Genomic DNA, 18,528 nt, shown 5'->3' with positions numbered 1-18,528 from the left:
AGCATTCCCCTCAGCGATGAGCAGCCGAGCCAGCTGTGGCTGCGGATCCCAAGACCTCCTCGGAGAGCAAGGCGTTCATGGAATCCACAGTGGGTCTGTCCTGGTCGGCCACGATGCGCCCATCCGCAAATACCAGAGCCCGGTCGGCAAAGGAGGCCGCAAAAACATCATGCGTGACCATAATGATGGTCTGCCCCAGCTCGCGGACCGAATCCCGCAGGAAGCTGAGCACCTCGGTCGAGGAGGCTGTGTCCAGGTTTCCCGTGGGCTCGTCTGCAAAGACGATGGAAGGTTTGGTGATGAGTGCCCTGGCAATGGCCACGCGCTGCTGTTGACCGCCAGAAAGCTCGCTGGGTCGGTGGCTCAGCCTCTCCTCCAAGCCCAGGGTCTTGGCCAGAACATCCAACCAGGCTGTGTCCGGCTTGGCCCCATCCAGGATCAGAGGCATGAGGATGTTCTGCTTGGCCGTAAACATGGGCAGGAGGTTAAAGCTCTGGAAAATGAAGCCCAGACTCTGGCGCCTCAAAAGAGTCAGCTGATTGTCGTTGAGCTTGGTCAGGTCGACCACTCCCCTCCGCCCTCCATGACGGCTGGTCCGCCTGCCCTTCACCCCGGCAGCATCGGCGTTCAGGTAGACGTGTCCGGAGGTAACGGTGTCCAAGCCGGCCAAGGTATGCATGAGAGTGGACTTGCCCGACCCGGAGGGACCCATGATGACCGTGAACCTGCCCCGCTCGAATTCGACGTCGACCCCCCGCAGGGCATGGACCAGGTTCTCCCCACTGCCATAGTCCTTGGTCAGTCCCTTGGCCTTGATGGCCACCTGAGCTATCTGCCTCGGTTTCCCCGCACCGGACGACGAATCAGAAGACGCCCTCGTCTTTGCTCCATGTTTCATGCCCCCATCTTACCCACCAGAACATTTCCGCCTGACCAGTCAGGTACTGTCTGCCACTGGAGAAGGAAGGGGAGGCATATACAAAAGTGCCCATCGAAACGTAATGAGGTTTCGACAGGCACCTTCTGTTTTCTCGCCTTCTCGGTCGTATATCACGCATATACGTGACCAGGAAGGAAGTATGATTGCCGGTTACTTGGCCAGACCGGACTCCTTCAATGCCTGGAAGGCACCCCTGAGGTCATCCAGAATGTCCTCGATGTTCTCCGTGCCGATGGAGAGCCGGATGGTGCCGGGATGGATGGCCTGATCCTCCAGCTCCTCCGGCGTCTCCTGGGAGTGGGTGGTCGATGCCGGATGGATGGCCAGGGACTTCACATCAGCCACGTTGGCCAGCAGGGAGAACAGATGCAGGTTGTTGATGAAGACCCTGGCCGCATCCTTGCCGCCCTTCAGATCGAAGGTGAAGATGGACCCGGCGCCGTTGGGGAAGTAGCGCTTGTAGAGCTCGTGGTCGGGGCGGCCCTCGATGGCCGGGTGGCTGACCGACTCCACCTCCGGCACGGTCTGCAGATAATCCACCACCTTTAGGGCGTTCTCAACGTGGCGCTCAACCCTCAGCGAGAGCGTCTCGGTCCCCTGCAGGAGGAGGAAGGCTGCAAAGGGCGAGATGACGGCGCCGGTGTCACGCAGGAGGATGGCGCGAATGCGGGTGACGAAGGCCGCAGCCCCCAGATCCTGGTAGAAGCGCAGACCGTGGTAGCTGGGGTCGGGTTCGGTCAAGGTGGGGAACTTGCCGGGCACTGCCGCCCAGTCGAACTGTCCGCCTTCCACGACGACCCCGCCCAGGGTGGTGCCATGGCCGCCGATGAACTTGGTGGCCGATTCCACGACGATGTCAGCTCCGTGCTCCAGCGGCCGGAACAGGTAAGGAGTGGCGAAGGTGTTGTCGACGATCACCGGCAGGTTGTGGTCATGGGCGATCTTGGAGATGGCCTCGAAGTCGGGCAGGTCGGCGTTGGGGTTGCCGAAGGTCTCGAAGAAGACCAGCTTGGTGTTCTCCTGGATGGCCGATTCGAAGTTGGACGGGTCCGAAGGGTCCACGAAGGTGGTCTCGACACCATCGCGGGGAAGGGTGTGCTTGAGCAGGTTGAAGGTGCCGCCATAGATGTTCTTGGAGGACACGATATGGTCCCCGGTCTGGGTGATGTTCCGGAAGGCATACTCCACGGCTGCCGCTCCCGAGGCCACGGCCAAACCGGCGGTACCGTTCTCCAGGGCGGCGATCCTGTCCTCGAAGACCCCCTGGGTGGAGTTGGTCAGACGGCCGTAGATGTTGCCCGGGTCCTTCAGCGCGAACCGGGCCTCGGCGTGGTCGAAGTCATGGAAGACGTAACTGGTGGTGGCGTAGATGGGCACGGCCCGGGAATCAGTGGCGGGGTCGGCCTGCTCCTGACCCACGTGGAGCTGAAGCGTCTCGAAATGGTACTTGTGCGGGTTCTGGTCGGTCATGTCGATTCCTATCTGTTTCTGATGAATGAAGTACCCGTGGGAGGTTCATCCTTGTCTGAGTTCTTGACTGTGACCATAAGCGGCCCAAGCCCACCAGTTCAAGCCAGAAAGGACTTTTCGATATCGTCCTTTTTTATAACAGCTTCCAAAAGGTTGAAAGCGGGCCTTTTTCATCTCGGTATTCCACACGCGGCGGTGCCCGTTTAACCCCTCCGCTGTAGAGTCGAGTAAGCAACGGAGAAGGCTCCGCTGCGAACAGCCTCAGCAGGCATGAAGGAGTTCGAAAGATGGCCGGACAGACTGACGATCAGAACAGGCTCTACCAGCGCGACAGCAAGTACATACCCCGAGTCGCCGCCGTGCATGACATGTGCGGGTATGGCAAGTGCTCGCTGACTGCCGCCATCCCCATCCTTTCGGCAGCCGGATGTGACGTGTGCCCGGTGCCCACAGCCCTGTTCAGCGCACACACCATGTTCAAGGACTACACCTTCCACGACACCACCGAGATGCTGCCGGGATACCTGGATGCCTGGCAGAAGGAGGGTGTCGAACTGGACGGGATTTACAGCGGGTTCCTGGGCAGCGCCGAGCAGGTAGATATCATTCAGCGCATGTATCGGGAATATCCCAAAGCCCTGCGGCTGGTCGACCCGGTCATGGGCGATGGCGGATCCATGTATCCCACCTACACCGAGGAGATGTGCCGGGCCGTGACCAATCTGGTCGATGGAGCCGACCTGCTCATGCCCAACTTGACCGAGGTCAGTCTGCTGACCGGCATCGACTACGAAGGCCAGGACCTCGACGATGCCCAGGTTGGCGAGCGTCTAGGTCGTCTGCTGGACATGGGCGCGAAAAACGTCATCATCAAGGGCATCGACCGGAAGGACGGCAAGCTGCGCAACTTCGTGGCCTCGGCAGATCACGGCGGAGTCAGCGGGCGCACCGAACTGATCCACGACAAGCTGCCCTTCATGATCCACGGAACCGGCGATGCCTTCGCCTCCAGCCTCTGCGGGGCGCTTTTTGCAGGACGAGGCCTGGCCGATGCCGCCCGGATCGCCGGCGAATTCGTCCGCTCGGCCATGCAGCATACACGCAACCAGCCTGACTATCAGCAACGCGGGGTCAGCTTCGAGCTGGACCTGGGCCTGCTGACCGGATTGGTCGGCTAAGGCGGTCGCCTGCACCTGAGGTCATGGCGTCATAAATATAAATCCATTAATCACAGGTTTCCATAGGACCCCGGAGCATTTTGCGCTTCGGGGTCTTCCTATAACCCCCGTCCTCAGCATGAGGTGAAACTCGGTATCTGCCTATAGATAGACATCCAGACGAAATTGACACTTTGTCAAAGTCGGTTTTATACTTGAGCTGTCAATGTTGACATAGTGTCAAAGTTCAGTTCCTGGGGTCGTCAGACTCCGGAAGGACAGGAAGTAACCATGCAGGCAGCAGCTACAGAAGACAAGTCAGCTTTCGCTCCGCGACCTTCACGCAAGAGGTCCAGGAAAAGCGACGAAATCGTCCAGGCTGTGATCGATATCTGCAGGAACAAGGGATTCTCCCACATCACCATCAAGGACATCGCCAAGCAGGTGGGGATGACCAGGTCCCTCTTCTACCACTACTTCCCCGACAAGGAGACCCTGGCCCAGGCCATGGTGGACAAGTCCGTCAACCAGGTTCTGGGCCGAATGGAGGAATGGAACAGGAAGCGGACACCCGGTGATGTCAAAGGAGCTTTGGAGACCGTCGTACAGGTGGCCCGGTCGATCATCGCCGACAACAGCCCGCTCCGACAGCAGATGATCCACTCGGGCAATGGAGGGCTCTACACGCGATTCGTGGACCAGGTCTCCACGGCCATAGCCGACTACTTCTGCCGGACGGCGGTTCAGGACTTCGCCAGGCACCACCAGGATCAACTGCCCATCGACCATGTGCGCGAAATGCTGATCGTCCTGATTTCCGGGTTCATCACCCTCCTTAGGGTGCAGCCGGACACCAGCGACGAAACCTTCATCCGCATGGCCGCCCAGACCCTCCACCTGGAGCCCTACCTGTAAGGCGACGGTGCCCTTCCCGACATCCGCTGCCAAGAACCAAACCAACGAACACCTGACACAGAACAGAAGAAAGGACATCGTCATGTTGTTCCAAGTCTACGGAGCCAATGCCCCCTACCAATGGTTGGGCTGGATTCTGGTCTTCGCATGCCTGATCGGTCTCAACGAAGTCGCCAGGCGGAGCAAGACGGGAGGCATCATCTGCTTCCTTGCCATTCCCGCTGCCCTGACCGCGTACTTCCTGACCATCTACGTCTCGGCGGCCTTCGGTGCCGATTGGGCGCTGCATAACCCAACCTACGTCCATATGACCAGCTGGTTCCACTATGCCAAGCTCTATGCCGCCACCGCCGGCTGCATCGGCTTCATGGCCCTCAAGTACGGGTGGGGCAAGATCGGCAAGTCCCACTGGTTCAAGTGCTTCCCCTTCATCATCGTCGCCATCAACATCCTGATCGCAGTGGTCTCCGACTTCGAATCCGCCTTGCGCGGATGGGGCGGAACCTGGGTGTCCACCGAGGGTATCACCCTGATGGGCGGCTGGCACAACATTTTCAATGGGGTGGCAGGCCTGATCAACATCTTCTGCATGACCGGAATCTTCGGCATCTATGCCTCCAAGGACCGTCGCGACATGCTCTGGCCCGACATGACCTGGGTCTTCATCATCTCCTACGACCTGTGGAACTTCTGCTACACCTACAACTGCCTGCCCAACCATGCCTGGTACTGCGGCCTGGCCCTCCTCCTGGCGCCCACCTTCGCCAACTTCCTCTGGAACAAGGGGGGCTGGATCCAGAACCGGGCCAACACCCTGGCCATCTGGTGCATGTTCGCTCAGGTCCTGCCCATGTTCCAGGATTACTCGGTCTTCTCAACCCAGTCGGTCAACAAGGCCGGGGTCAACCTGACGGTCTCCATCCTCTCCCTGGCCGCCAATGTGCTCGCACTGGGCTACATCCTGGTTCGTGCGCGCCGTCAGCACATCAACCCCTGGACCCGGGAGGTCTTCAAGGGCACCAGGGACTTCGATCAGGCCATTGCCCGTGCCGACATGAATGTGGTCACCGCGGCCTGATTCCTTCAACCGGTCCATTAGGCGCTAACCGGGTGTGACGTGGTTTCCAAGGGGCCGCGTCACACCCGTCTAATTCGCTTCAATCAGAGCATCTTTATCGACCAGAAATCCGATCGCTATCTAACCAGTTAGCCGTATTGTTCATAAGGCAATTCAACAAGAGGAGCACGGAAGGTGCTTCTCAGGAATCCACCGGTTGCGCCTCCTGGTCTCCTTCAATTCTTTTTAATGTCTGGTTCCCTCATCCAGCTGCAGGACAACAGCGGAAACCGTCACCGGCTCTTTTTGGCATGTTCGCTGAGTCCTTTGCCTGTTGCCCTGCTTCCCTCGCCTGCTCGCTTTTCCTTGGGCTGCTCGTTTCTGCTTCCTTGGTTTCTGCTTTCTCTCATTTCTATTTTCCATCATTTCTATTTTCATCTCTGTTTCAATATTTTTCTTTTTTGTATCCACCTCCCTTACTGATACAGAGATGAGTACAATCGATACAAGGTCAGCATCGGAAATTCACTCGTTCGTCCACCTTCTTGCTATCACAGGCTCGTTCGACCACATGCCTGGTTCGACTAGTCACCGACTTCCTTCCAGTGGTCTCCTGGAAACATGGACACACAAGCACTGACCAGACCAACCAATCACCACACAGTCATCAATGACGTGAACGAGAGAACTGATGCCGAGGCTATAATTGCAGACCCATCGATCGCACAGCCCATAAGCGCTCTGCCCGATTTCAAAGAATCCGCTGATGATCCAGAAAACGTGCAATCTTGGACAAATGAATCAGATACGAGCAACCATGAATCTATCGGCATGGAACTGGCAGATATTGAACGACAAATCAGGGCCGGTGACATCAACAGCCGAGAGCTCGGACGATTGGGTGAGGACTACGCCTGCCAGTGGTTGCGGCAACGGAACTGGAAAATCCTAGCCAGAAATTGGAGAAGCCGGTTCGGCGAGCTGGACATCATCGCCCTGGATTCCGAGTCAATTCTGGTATTCGTAGAGGTCAAGACCAGACGCACCGGTCGGTTCGGTTCCCCGGAACAGGCTGTCGGTCCGCGCAAGCAGACCCACCTGCGTCGCGCAGCAGTCCAATGGCTGATCAGCCACGACCGAGATCCCGGCGCACGACATCGTGGCACCCGTTTCGATGTCATCAGCCTGTCAGTCAAGTCCGACCCTGACAGCCACATGCATTGCGAGGGCGCCTATCCCCTCGCTTCCTATCAGACTTCCACCCAGGCTGTCAATGGCTCCAACCGTTCAAGCAGAGGCGGTTGGAATCCGGGATCAGTCTTTCTCAGACACACCAGGGAGGCCTTCTGATGCGTCTTGGATCTGCTGAATCCGTGGGATTGATAGGTCTCAAGGCCTTTCTCATCCACGTGCAGTCCTTCATCTCCCCAGGGCTGCCTTACTTCTCCATCATCGGCCTGCCGGATGCCTCCTTGTCGGAGTCACGCGAACGGGTCAAATCCGCCTGCTCAGCCTGTGGATTCCGGTGGCCGCAGACCAGGGTCACCGTCAACATGTCCCCTGCTTCAAAACCCAAGCATGGCTCCTCACATGATCTGGCCATTGCGACCAGTGTTCTGGAAGCCGGCGGGGCATTGCCGACGGAAGGCCTGAATCATACGGTCATCCTGGGCGAACTCAACCTGGACGGCACGATTCTGCCCATCAATGGTCTGCTGCCTATCCTGACGCAGGCCAGAGCCCAGGGAATCACACGGGCTTTCGTCCCTGCAGACAACCTTGACGAGGCCCGTCTGGTTCCAGATATCGAGGTCGTGGGACTATGTCACCTGGGTCAGCTTATCCAGGCCTTGGGCGGGCGAAGCAGGATCACCGTCCCCAAAGCAGACAGCCGCAAGAACGCCGACAAGTCAACGGCCATAACGAGTATGCACCCCAGTAACCCGGGTCATGAAGACTACTCCTCCACCAATTCCGACCCATCTCCGCCCAAGCCGGACATGGCTGACGTAATCGGCCAAGAGGAGACCAAGTGGGCCATGATGGTGGCAGCAGCCGGCGGTCATCACATGCTCATGGTCGGCCCTCCAGGAGCCGGCAAAAGCATGCTGGCTGAACGGCTTCCCGGCATCATGCCCGCCCTGGATGCTGTTCAACAGCTGGAAGTGGCCTCCATCCGATCCCTCTGTGGCACGCTGAGCCAGTATGGCATCACCGATGTGCCACCCTTTGAGGCCCCACATCATACGATCTCCATGGCTGCAATGGTCGGGGGCGGCGCCGGACTGGCCACCCCTGGTGCCATCACCCGTGCCCATCGCGGGGTCCTCTTTATGGACGAGGCTCCGGAATTTTCTCCACGGGTGATCCAATCCCTGCGCGAACCACTGGAGATCGGGCGTATCTTTCTGTCCCGGGCCAAGGGCAACACCACTTTCCCGGCTCGTTTCCAGCTGGTCATGGCTGCCAACCCCTGCCCCTGCGGATACGGATACGGCACCGGCGAGCGATGCACCTGCACAGCCCGCGAGCGCCTCCGTTACTGGAACAGACTGTCGGGACCCATCATGGACCGCATCGACATCCAGACCACAGTCCCGCCGGTGACCGACCCGGGATTCGATGACCACCGTCCACGCCAGCGCAGCGCTCAGATCCGCAAGCGTGTGACCCGCGCCCGCCAGACGGCAAAAGAGCGTTTTCGCAAGGAAGGTTGGATCTGCAACGCCCAGATCAGTGGCGAATGGCTGCGCCGGAACACATCAGCCAGGGCACGTTCGGTCGTTGATCAGGCCCTGCGCAGGCAACGGATCAGTCTGCGCGGTGCAGACCGGACCATGCGCCTGGCTTGGACTCTGGCAGACCTGGACGGGCGGACCAGCCCCGACGCCGACGATGTGACCACCGGCCTCCTACTCAGGACAAGGGCCGTCTAAGATGACCGGACCCTTGATGAAGACCATGCCCGACGGCCAGCCGCGATCGATGACCATGGTCGAAAGCGACTGGCTTGCCAGAACCGTGCTAACTCTGGCGGCAGATGGCCCCGATGCTTTTATGGTTGCCTGTCTTCTGGGCTCGGCCCGAGCGGCCGACTTGTGCCGAAACCTGATTGAACTTGAAGCGCCGAACACGTCGGAGAATGACGGCCCTCATGATGCAGCTCGCAAGAGACTGGATGAACGCTTTCTGAAGGGGACGGCTCGGTGGGGACGGCAAACGAGCCCTGAAGACCTCATCCGGTTCCACAAGATCAGCAACTCCTGGCGAAGACGCCTGACACCCTTACTGGCCATGGACACCGACCAGGTGCGAACCATGATGACCGGCGGAGGCCGATTCTGGGTGATGACCCCAGGCGATCCGTGTTGGCCAGGCCAAGTAGATGACCTGGCACGCCGCTCTGATTGGGCTCCTCCCCTCTGCCTGTGGGGACAAGGCAATCCTGGAACATTGACCAGCTGTGATCGTCCCTTGGCCGTGGTCGGGTCAAGAACATGTGACGAATATGGCCGATCCATCGCTCACCAAATAGCCAGACAGGCTGCCGGCGAAGGCCACCTGGTCGTCTCCGGCGGGGCCATGGGTACGGATGCCGCCGCCCACTGGGGAGCCCTTGCCGCTGATGGCGGACGTACGGTCGCCGTTTTTGCCGGAGGCTTGCTGCATATGGGTCCCAAACGCAACAGCCGTCTGTTCGAGAACATTGAGGCAGATGGCGGCGCACTGATCAGCGAGCTGCCGCCCGCCACAATCCCCGAGGCGCGTCGGTTCCTACTACGAAACCGGATCATCGCCGCTCTTGCCTCTACCATCGTAGTGGCGCAGGCACGGCACCGATCCGGTGCTCTGAACACAGCCAACTGGGGCGTGGAATTGGGTCGCCGAGTGCTGGCTGCTCCTGGTAGAATCGACCAGCCGGAAAACACCGGCTGCAACCGACTCATCCATGAGGGGAAAGCGGAGCTGCTCCTGTCGGCATCCGATATCCGAGACATCTGCCACCCTGCCCATGGACCGTTTCACCCTGGCAGGTCCGTCCGTCAAGAAGCCTCCACTTCAGTCAATACCGCCGAATCACGTGATAATCAAATGAACAGGCAGAGCAGGCAGCGCACACCGACGATTGACTCCAATCATCCGACGCAAACCATCCACGACGGTCAACTGCACTCAACTGTGCTCGAACAATCCCGGACCGGTAGAGACGGACCTCCAACCCACTCTCAGCACAGAGAGGATTCTTCAATTCCGCCATCAGATTTAGCGACTGACAATGAATGCAAAAAAGCGGATGACGAGCGCCTGACCAAGGAAGAGGCAACAGTTCTGGCAACGATCCGCAACTGTCAGCGTCGGAACGGTCCGCCCATGACGGGCCGGCTTCGCGCTGAACTGGCTGAGCAGGGACGTGGGCTCTCCGTCAGGCATTTGATGCAACTGCTGGGATCCCTGGAGATTCGTGGCCTGATCAAGCTGCAGGACGGATGCGTCGTGGCTGAGCACCCGAAGAGTCAGGCCTGCCAGCGACAACAATCCAAATCCACTACCCAGCCGTCGGCGCCAGCCGGATCATCGCCACGGGGAGGAACAAAATGAACACCCTCATCCTCCAGCAGCCGACGCTGACGTTCAGGACCGCCAAAGGCGAATCCCGGGGCCAGAGAACCATCACGGAAGACCACACGATGACAGGGAATCACCCCAGGTTCAGGATTGTCATGAAGCGCATAACCTACGAACCTGGCGTTGCGCGGATGTCCAGTCAGGGAGGCGACCTGGCCATAGGTGGCCACCTTGCCGCGAGGAATCCGCCTGACGACCTGATAAACCTGCTGGGAGAAGGAAAGCTCGGTCATGAAATCCATTCTGCCCGCCCAAGCAGACATGGACTTGACGGGACGCCACTATCAACGGGTCGTGACAGTATCAATGGTATGAATCCGCAGAAGGTCAAGAACCGCTATGATGCCGTCATCGTCGGAGCCGGAGCGGCCGGGCTGTCAACGGCTCTGGGACTGTATAGAGCTTTAGAGGACACAGAGAGCAAAAGCAGTTTAATGCCAAGGATCCTGGTCGTTTCCAAGCTGCAACCTCTACGCTCCCACACCGGCTCAGCAGAGGGCGGTATCGCGGCCAGCCTGGGCAATCAGGAAAAGGACGACTGGCATTGGCACTACTACGACACCATCAAGGGCAGCGACTGGCTGGCTGACCAGGACGCCGTGCGGATTCTGGCCGAGCAGGCCCCGGGCATCGTCATCGAACTGGAACATGACGGAGTGGCCTTTTCAAGAACTGAAGACGGTCACATCGCCCAGAGGAAGTTCGGAGGCCATACTGCGGATTATGGTGGCCATCCAGTCAGGAGAGCAGCCTATGCAGCCGACCGTATCGGCCACCAGATTTTGCACGCCCTTTGGCAGCAGTGTCTGCGTCAGGGAGTCGAGTTCGCTGAGGAATGGTATGTGACTGATCTGGTCGTTGACCCGCCCGCTGACGACGAATCCGGCGGCCATGCCCGAGGACTGATCGTCCTGGACACCCATGCCGGCAAGCTGCAGACCATCCAAGCCGACAATATCGTCCTGTGCACGGGCGGGGCCGGCCGACTCTTCCATACGACCTCCAACTCCTGGGATCTGACCGGTGACGGCATGGCGCTCGCCCTGCAGGCCGGCCTGCAGTTGGAGGATGTGGAGTTCATCCAATTTCACCCCACCGGCCTGGGCCACACTGGCATCCTCCTTTCGGAGGCCTCCCGGGCAGAAGGTGGCGTGCTCAAGAACAGTCAGGGACGAGCCTTCATGCAGGACTACGCGCCGGGGCACGGAGACCTTGCCGCCAGGGATGTGGTCAGCCGTTCCATCATGGCCGAGATTGATGCAGGTCACGGAGTGGCCGATCCATCGGACCCTGACGGACCTCATGATTGCGTCTGGCTGGACATGACCGGCATTGACGGCCAGCGCATGACTGCTCTGCTCCCCCAGGTCACCGAAACCATCCATCGCTACGCCCATCTGGATCCAACTGTGGATATGGTTCCGGTCAAACCCACCGCCCACTACACCATGGGAGGCATCCCCATCACCGATCGGGGCCGCGTCTATCGTTGGCGGGATGGCCGCCGTCGAATCGTCGACGGACTGTACGCTGCTGGGGAGTGCTCCTGTGTCAGCGTTCATGGAGCCAACCGGCTGGGCGGCAACTCACTGCTGGATGCCTGCCTCTTTGGCGCCAGAACCGGACAGACCATCGCCGCCGCCATGGCCGATTCCGACAAGCCAAACGACATGGCCGACGCACCTTCACTCACGCAGGTCCTGCAAAGGCGTCAGGCCTTCCTGGATGAGTTGCTGTCTAAAGCAAGTAAAACCGACCCCTCGGAACCAGCATTGGCTGACGACCAAGACGAAGAATCCAAGCCCGATGACGATGCTAACCTGAACAATCCTTATGGGCTGATGGATCGACTGGGACGGCTGATGGAGGAGGCCGTTGCCGTCCGATGCGATCAGGGCAGCATCGAAAAGGGTTTGCGCGGCCTGGATCAACTGGATGACGACGCCAGACAGCTACGTGCGCACAGCGGTACAGCAGTATTCAACCAGGAGGTGACCGCCATCATGGAGGTGGACAACCTGCTGACCCTGGCCCGGGCTGTGCTGAACGCCAGCCTGCGGCGTCAGGAATCCCGCGGTGCTCTGTACCGGAGCGATTATCCGCAGCGCGATGACGAACACTATCTGGCTCACACCATGATCGATGCCAAGGAAGACGTCTCCTGGCAGCCTGTTCATATCGTCGACATGCCTCCCAAGGGCCGCAACTATTGATGGACACTGAGCCCAATCTGTCCAGTCAGGCATATACTCGACACCTATCCTGATCAGTCAGGGATTAGGATGGAGTCCGCGCACATCAATGGGCATCGGGCCATATCCCGGCAAGGACAGGAGCAACCGTGACATCACAGTCCACCGGCTTAGACGGATTCAAGGAATCCGCACCGGACCGCGATCCTCGTCCGGTGACCTTCCGAATAGCCCGGTTTACCCCACGACCTCAATCAGAGCGTCCGGCACGAACCAACCCATTCGCAAAAAGCAACCCTTTCGCCGCAACGAGCAACCGACGGGCCCGAGGCCGTCGTTGGACGCAGGAGTATACGATCCGCATTGCCCCTCAACGCACTGTTCTGGATGCCCTTCTGCAGATCAAGCGAGAGGTGGATCCCACACTGAACTTCCGGTACTCCTGTGGACATGGCATGTGCGGGTCGGATGCCGTACTCATCAACGGCCGCCCGGATTTGCTCTGCACAGCCACCATCGCCGACTGCCTGTCTGCGTCCAAGACCATGCCGAACGCATACACCTCACCCGGTGTAGCCACTGGAAGCCTACAGGCTCAACAGCCTCCTGCCTTCCGTCACACTCGTGCAGCGACCCCCCAAAAGGCCGTATCCCCGTCGTCGTCGCATTCGGATTCGGTCTCTGACACAACAGCCACAGACTTCTCGGCCACAGATCCTACGGAAACTGCAACCGCTACAAAAGCTACAGACCTTACAGATCCACCACACCCGACTAAAACATCAGGCCATGCAGAATCTTCAGCAGTGGAGATTCGCCCGCTCCCCGGCTTCACCCCGCTCAGAGACCTTATAGTAGACACCGATGCCATGTTTGAGCAGATTCGACGCTTCAAGCCTTATCTGCTCCATGATGATTACTCTCCTGATAGCAACCAAAATCACACCGTATCCGGTCAGCAGCAATCCCATGATTCCGCCCAGGATCCGTTAGCCAAAGCAGCGAGCCAAGCAGCCCAATCAAAAGCGGCCGATACACAACCATCGTCGGAATACCGGCAAACCCCGGAGGAACTGTCCCGGTATGAACTGCTCAGCACCTGTATCGCCTGTGGGCTCTGCCAGGGCGCCTGTCCTATTTATGCGGGCGGTGAGGCCTTCGCCGGTCCAGCAGCCATGATTGCAGCGGCTCGATTCATCAACGATTCCCGCGACAGCCATCGGCAGGAACGTCTTGAGGCCATTGACCAGGTGGACGGAATCCAGGCATGCCAGTCCATACGGGCCTGCACCCGACCCTGCCCCAGAGGCATCGACGTGGGTGAAGAGATGTGGAAGCTGGTCGAAGCCGTCAAGGAGTAGTCAGACTCATGCATACACAGGGCGGCATGAACTGGCGACAGGCTTGTGCCCTCTAGTCGTTACCATGGTTAGCATGGACAAAACCTCGTACAACAACATCGCCAGAGGATGGGAATTCGCCGAGGCGAGCGCTCTGAATGTCGAATCCGACAAGTTGCAGACCTTGCGAAACAAGGCTTCGGAGACCGGATTCGCCCAATGTTCCCGGTCTCAAGGCGCCTTCCTGCAGTTCTTGGCTGGCCGGAACGCTCCGGCATCCATCATTCTGGTCGGCAACGGCTCCGTGGTCGAAGCCCTGCGCCTGATGACAGGCCTGCATGGTCATGGCCAGTTCACCGCCGTCGACTCCACAGCCCAAGGCACTTCTCTGGTCAAAAAAATATTCGCGGGAATGGAGAAAGCCCACCCCGGCATGAGGCTGCGGGCGGTCAACGCGGCTGCCCGAACCTACTTTCCCAGGCTCAACCCCAGCGACTACGACCTTATCGTCGTCTCGGGCAATGGGGACAACTACCAACAGGTTATGGACCAGGCCCCGCGCCTGCTCAAGGACCGGGGACAGCTGATCTTTACCGATGCCTTCGATCTGCTGGACGAGCCTGACAAGGGCGGCGTGCTCAACCCGGCCAATAGATCCGAGAAAACGACCACCTTACGCACCATCATGGAAGACATAAGCAAAGACGATGCCTGGGAATCCTGCCTGCTGCCCATCGGCACGGGCATGATCATGGCCACCCGCGCCCGCTGACTGCCGCTCGCCTAATTTTCAGGCACGGTGACGCAGGATAGCCTGGACAGCCTCTTCGGGATCATCAGTGCGGATGACCAGATCGGGGTCCAGATCAGAGATCATGCCCCGCTGCTTCACCGTGTCCGAAATCCAGTCGAAGAGCCCCTGCCAGTAGGCCCTGTCGAAGAGGACGATGGGCATGCTGGGTGCCTTATGGGTTTGGACCAGGGTCAGCACCTCGAACATCTCGTCCAGGGTGCCGAACCCACCGGGGCAGACGATGATGCCCGAGGAGTATTTCATGAACATCATCTTGCGCACGAAGAAGTAGCGGAAGGTGATGCCCAGATTCACCCAGCGGTTCAATCCCTGCTCCATGGGCAATTCGATGCCCAGGCCGACGGACTTGCCACCGACCTCAGCGGCGCCCTTGTTGGCCGCCTCCATGATGCCAGGCCCTCCCCCGGTAATGACTGCCATACCGGCCTTGGCCAAGTCGCCGCCCATCTTGCGAGCAGCAGTATAGTTGGGATCCTCCCTGCCGGTCCGTGCCGAACCGAAGATGGCGGCTGCCGGCCCCAGCTCCGCCAATGCACCGAACCCGTCGACGAACTCAGCCTGGATGCGCAGCACCCGCCAGGGATCCATATGCAGCCAGTCCGTGTCACCGCCCGATGAGAGCAAACCAGCATTGGCGTCCGCCTCAGGAATCATGGGCCCGCGCATGATGACCGGACCGCTGTGGTAGGTCCTGCCCAGGTCCGGGCCTTCGTCGTCATTGTGATTGTCAACCATATCCGCCATGTACGCATTCCTTCATCGGGCCCCAATCCGAAGGACCCGCTCGATCCTGTTCCGGCTCTCATGATAGCGGCCCCCGCCGCCCGGCTTACGGCAAGGCCAGATTTGTAGCAGAAGAGATCATGACAGCCGCTTACGGCAAAATGGACAAATAAAATCAGCTTGAGGGTATGGTGAAGTAGTTCCGGACATGGACAATGGCTGAGAGAAGAAACCTGGCTTGGCCCTCCAACCGTCTTAATGACTGGTGGCACAGACAACTTACAACCTACTTTAATAGTTCAACTTTCATACATGCTTAATAAATGACACTCTGTGTTCCAAACTCACTCCACATCCCATTTGAAACTACGAACCGCCAAAAATACAAGCACTGCAGTAACGGCAAGCACGATGGAGGTTGAAAGCGTGGCGCCCGTTTGCTGCAGAGGATTTTTTGATGCCCAGAAAATGAGATCTCCAAAGAGAGTCGACGGAATCCATCTGATAACATTCGTCAACCAATCCGGAAGGATGGCGAAGGGTATGGCCAGGCCACTGAGGAACAAAGCCAACAGTTGCACGAGAGCTCCCAAGTTGGTTGCCAACTGCGGTGACGAAAGCCAGCCACCCATTAAATACCCCAAGGCAAGAAACATGACCAGGCCCAATAAGGACACGACAAAAACTCGACCTACATCCCTAAAAGGAAGCAGATTCAGCAATACCGAAGCGCCTACTATGACAAGGATCTGCACGGTCGCCATAATGAGCCTTACAGCCAGATACGTCATCAAATAGTCTGTTTTTCGAATCGGTGTTGTTGAAAGTACCCGGAGGGCTCCTGATTGCCTGACTTCGGCCAAAGGACCTGCGGTCATGGTCAAAGCTGTACCGGTCACTGCCAGAAAGAGCGCCATGGGCATAACGAATGGGCTGAAGTCCGGAGCATCAGCCTGTCCTTTCATCATCTCGGACATGAGAAGGAACATTCCCGCCATGGCAAAAGGGAAAATTATGACAAAAATAAAGTATGAAGTGTTCCTGATTAGTTCACGAGTCTGTAGCGCCAACAGGGGGCGAAGATCCCGTTTTTGTGTCATCTGGAGTCCTACCAAAAATGAGTATCATCAACTATTCAAAATCATGCCCGGTCAACTTCACGAAGGCGTCATAAAGGCTGGGCTCGTTCATACGCAATTGGGAAACCGCAGGATTGCTCGACAGCACAGCAATAACAGGATCCGTATCGTCGGCACGTATTGAGATGGTTGTCTTATCAACGACTTCCGGTACTCCAAAAGTTCGAAGCACGCTTACAAGGTCCGATATTCCATCTGGCGTTACTTGGCAGGATATCAGCGTTCCATTGGCATGTCTCCTTATGAGTTCCTCCGGGCTGCCTTGGGCCACAGACCGACCATGATCTATCACCGCAACTTCGTGGCACAGAATCCTCGCCTCATCTAAATCATGTGTCGATAAGACAATCGTCGTACCTTCTTCAGCCAAAAACCGGAGCACCTTCCAAAGGTCGTCTCGAGCCATTACATCAAGACCAGTGGAAGGTTCGTCAAGTATGGCTAATTTCGTCCGCCCTATGATGCATAAACCAACGTTCAGTCGCTGTTTTTGTCCACCTGATAATTTCGCTACTTTGCGGAGCAGCAATTCGTCCAAGCCCATCCATTTTGCGACTTGATCCACGTCGCGCGGGTGATCATAAAGACTGGCCCAGAATGACAGTATCTCCCCCACTCTTTCCTGGGGAAAGATTGTGGACTCCTGGGGTTGAATACTCACCCGCCGATGGATCCACTGCGAGTAGGTCTGCGGATTTCTGCCGAATATGCTGACAGTTCCGGAAGTCGGTTTTCTCAAGCCGACAGCCATTTCTAGCGTTGTTGATTTTCCGGCACCGTTAGGGCCCAGCAGACCAAAGATGCCCCCTTCAGGGACGGTTAAATTAAGGTGATCAAGCGCCTTGATAACCCCTGCTGGCGTTTCATACTCTTTGACTAGATTGCCAAGTTCTATAGCAGCATTCATTGGTGCCACCCTTTATGGTAGGTACAGCGGTTCGTTAAAGTTTCATTGCATTGAGCGGCCAAACCTGCCAGACACTCTACAAAAACAATAGCACCAATGGTGATTGAAATATATCAGCATCAGAACCACTAGCAGTTATGACCTAATGTTCAAGTACCTGTCCACAAATCTAATGAGGAAAAGGTAACTCAACGCATTGACAAATCGAGCGAACCACCAGTATCTGCCACACATTCATAGAAAGAAGAAAAAACTCACTTATTAATTCGATCAGCCATCGGCAATACGGAATCTCTGCGGTTCCCCTAATAAGACATCTGCAGCCCCCCCCCCGCAGCCTCTCTGGCAAAACAAAACACTATCTCCCAGAACCTGGTTTCCTCATCCATGGCTTCAGCAAGCGATTTGCTCAAATGCCTGAATCTCAAATGCCGGAATTCCCCGAGCGGAAACAATGTGTCTCGCAGGTTGCTGGGCGTTGCTTTTGCCGCAACGAGAACCGTTATCCGACTTCTACAGATGGAAGAGGCCATGTCAGACTCTTTTTATACTGGGAAGAATCGATCCCTCCCACGAAGCACCCCAAGCAGAACTACAAGTTGCTTGAACCTATCAGGTTTCCCCCATGCGCAGTACGTCCAGCCGCATACCGGGCACACTCAGTCCCACCCGACAGCGATCTGTACTTATCCTCACCCGATGTTGGCGGCCGACATTGTTTCACCGGGTGCTCATATAGCAAGCCAAACGGCTAACGCCAGGCTTGCTGCGCCCAATATGCACAGCACGAACCAGCGCTTGTCCTTCTTGCCCAATACGAATCCCCGAACAATCAGCGCCAAGCCAAGCAAAGCCGCGAATACCATAATCCAGAAACCCATGTTCTAGGCCTTTCGTTGCAGTTTGATGATTCGATCATGTTGGTCATTCAGTGAGGCGTCGTGCGTAACGGTGACGATTGTGGATCCCGAATCGCAGTTCAGGCCAAAGAGCAGAGCGATGATCCTCGACCTGTTCGCTGAATCGAGAGTGGCAGCGGGCTCATCAGCAAGAACAGCCTCGGAATTCATAATGACGGCCCGCGCGAAAACTGTTTCTGCTTTTCTCCCACCGGAGCATTTAAGCGGTTTTGCCAAGTATAGACCCAATGCCCAGAGAGTCCACCACCTGGTCGATTCTTCCCGAATGCCCCTTGCCTGGCGTCCCTGCCTAGAGCAGGGACAGCTTGATGTTGCCCGCGATGCTCAA

At 57.7% G+C, this 18,528-nt stretch carries 16 protein-coding genes; 9 read left to right on the top strand and 7 right to left on the bottom strand.

Going from position 1 to position 18,528, the window contains the following annotated elements; all coding sequences use genetic code 11:
* Positions 1–10: 10 nt before the first annotated feature.
* The gene (locus H3T89_RS01325) at positions 11–898 is read right to left on the bottom strand and encodes an ABC transporter ATP-binding protein (RefSeq protein ID WP_015022017.1); all 888 of its coding nucleotides are present in this window, start codon (positions 896–898) and stop codon (positions 11–13) included.
* 192 nt (positions 899–1,090) lie between these two features.
* Positions 1,091–2,410 (bottom strand): O-acetylhomoserine aminocarboxypropyltransferase/cysteine synthase family protein, encoded by a 1,320-nt coding sequence (locus H3T89_RS01320; RefSeq protein ID WP_198215999.1) that lies wholly within the window; start codon positions 2,408–2,410, stop codon positions 1,091–1,093.
* A gap of 287 nt (positions 2,411–2,697) precedes the next feature.
* Here H3T89_RS01320 and H3T89_RS01315 point away from each other — a divergent pair, with 287 nt between their 5' ends.
* From H3T89_RS01315 to H3T89_RS01290, 6 genes are all read left to right on the top strand, one after another.
* A complete protein-coding gene (locus H3T89_RS01315; protein ID WP_110417332.1) occupies positions 2,698–3,588 on the top strand; it encodes a pyridoxamine kinase in 891 nt (296 codons plus the stop codon).
* A 270-nt stretch (positions 3,589–3,858) separates the two neighbouring features.
* Positions 3,859–4,482 carry a TetR/AcrR family transcriptional regulator gene (locus H3T89_RS01310; RefSeq protein WP_198215998.1) on the top strand — a complete coding sequence of 208 codons (624 nt, stop codon included), beginning with the start codon at positions 3,859–3,861 and terminating at the stop codon, positions 4,480–4,482.
* An 82-nt stretch (positions 4,483–4,564) separates the two neighbouring features.
* Positions 4,565–5,560 carry a DUF5692 family protein gene (locus H3T89_RS01305; protein ID WP_198215997.1) on the top strand — a complete coding sequence of 332 codons (996 nt, stop codon included), beginning with the start codon at positions 4,565–4,567 and terminating at the stop codon, positions 5,558–5,560.
* 810 nt (positions 5,561–6,370) lie between these two features.
* Positions 6,371–6,889: a YraN family protein gene (locus H3T89_RS01300; RefSeq protein WP_198215996.1), complete on the top strand. Its 519-nt coding sequence runs from the start codon at positions 6,371–6,373 to the stop codon at positions 6,887–6,889.
* The gene (locus H3T89_RS01295) at positions 6,889–8,475 is read left to right on the top strand and encodes a YifB family Mg chelatase-like AAA ATPase (protein ID WP_198215995.1); all 1,587 of its coding nucleotides are present in this window, start codon (positions 6,889–6,891) and stop codon (positions 8,473–8,475) included. Before H3T89_RS01300 ends, H3T89_RS01295 begins: the two co-directional genes overlap by 1 nt.
* 1 nt (position 8,476) lies before the next feature.
* The gene (locus H3T89_RS01290) at positions 8,477–10,138 is read left to right on the top strand and encodes a DNA-processing protein DprA (protein ID WP_198215994.1); all 1,662 of its coding nucleotides are present in this window, start codon (positions 8,477–8,479) and stop codon (positions 10,136–10,138) included.
* Here the strand turns inward: H3T89_RS01290 and H3T89_RS01285 are convergent.
* Positions 10,054–10,398, bottom strand: coding sequence for an MGMT family protein (locus tag H3T89_RS01285; RefSeq protein ID WP_110417336.1), 345 nt, complete (start codon positions 10,396–10,398; stop codon positions 10,054–10,056). The genes H3T89_RS01290 and H3T89_RS01285 overlap by 85 nt on opposite strands.
* A 78-nt stretch (positions 10,399–10,476) precedes the next feature.
* Here H3T89_RS01285 and H3T89_RS01280 point away from each other — a divergent pair, with 78 nt between their 5' ends.
* The 3 genes from H3T89_RS01280 to H3T89_RS01270 all read left to right on the top strand — a co-directional run bounded on the left by H3T89_RS01280 (position 10,477) and on the right by H3T89_RS01270 (position 14,469).
* Complete coding sequence (locus tag H3T89_RS01280) at positions 10,477–12,378, top strand: FAD-dependent oxidoreductase (RefSeq protein ID WP_198215993.1); 1,902 nt, start codon at positions 10,477–10,479, stop codon at positions 12,376–12,378.
* A gap of 128 nt (positions 12,379–12,506) precedes the next feature.
* Complete coding sequence (locus H3T89_RS01275; RefSeq protein ID WP_332461039.1) at positions 12,507–13,718, top strand: succinate dehydrogenase/fumarate reductase iron-sulfur subunit; 1,212 nt, start codon at positions 12,507–12,509, stop codon at positions 13,716–13,718.
* A 73-nt stretch (positions 13,719–13,791) separates the two neighbouring features.
* Positions 13,792–14,469, top strand: a complete 678-nt coding sequence (locus H3T89_RS01270) for an O-methyltransferase (RefSeq protein WP_198215992.1) — start codon at positions 13,792–13,794, stop codon at positions 14,467–14,469.
* Between the two features lie 18 nt (positions 14,470–14,487).
* On the opposite strand, the gene H3T89_RS01265 is transcribed toward H3T89_RS01270, so the two are convergent.
* The 4 genes from H3T89_RS01265 to H3T89_RS01250 all read right to left on the bottom strand — a co-directional run bounded on the left by H3T89_RS01265 (position 14,488) and on the right by H3T89_RS01250 (position 18,161).
* Complete coding sequence (locus H3T89_RS01265) at positions 14,488–15,255, bottom strand: TIGR00730 family Rossman fold protein (protein WP_198215991.1); 768 nt, start codon at positions 15,253–15,255, stop codon at positions 14,488–14,490.
* A 323-nt stretch (positions 15,256–15,578) separates the two neighbouring features.
* A complete protein-coding gene (locus H3T89_RS01260) occupies positions 15,579–16,334 on the bottom strand; it encodes an ABC transporter permease (protein WP_198215990.1) in 756 nt (251 codons plus the stop codon).
* 31 nt (positions 16,335–16,365) lie between these two features.
* Complete coding sequence (locus H3T89_RS01255) at positions 16,366–17,280, bottom strand: ABC transporter ATP-binding protein (protein WP_198215989.1); 915 nt, start codon at positions 17,278–17,280, stop codon at positions 16,366–16,368.
* A gap of 731 nt (positions 17,281–18,011) precedes the next feature.
* The gene (locus H3T89_RS01250) at positions 18,012–18,161 is read right to left on the bottom strand and encodes a hypothetical protein (protein WP_015022038.1); all 150 of its coding nucleotides are present in this window, start codon (positions 18,159–18,161) and stop codon (positions 18,012–18,014) included.
* Between the last annotated feature and the right edge of the window lie 367 nt (positions 18,162–18,528).

Source organism: Bifidobacterium sp. W8114, from assembly GCF_016101165.1.
In the GTDB taxonomy this organism is placed as follows: domain Bacteria; phylum Actinomycetota; class Actinomycetes; order Actinomycetales; family Bifidobacteriaceae; genus Bombiscardovia; species Bombiscardovia asteroides.
This window is presented reverse-complemented; position numbering and strand designations above follow the sequence as displayed.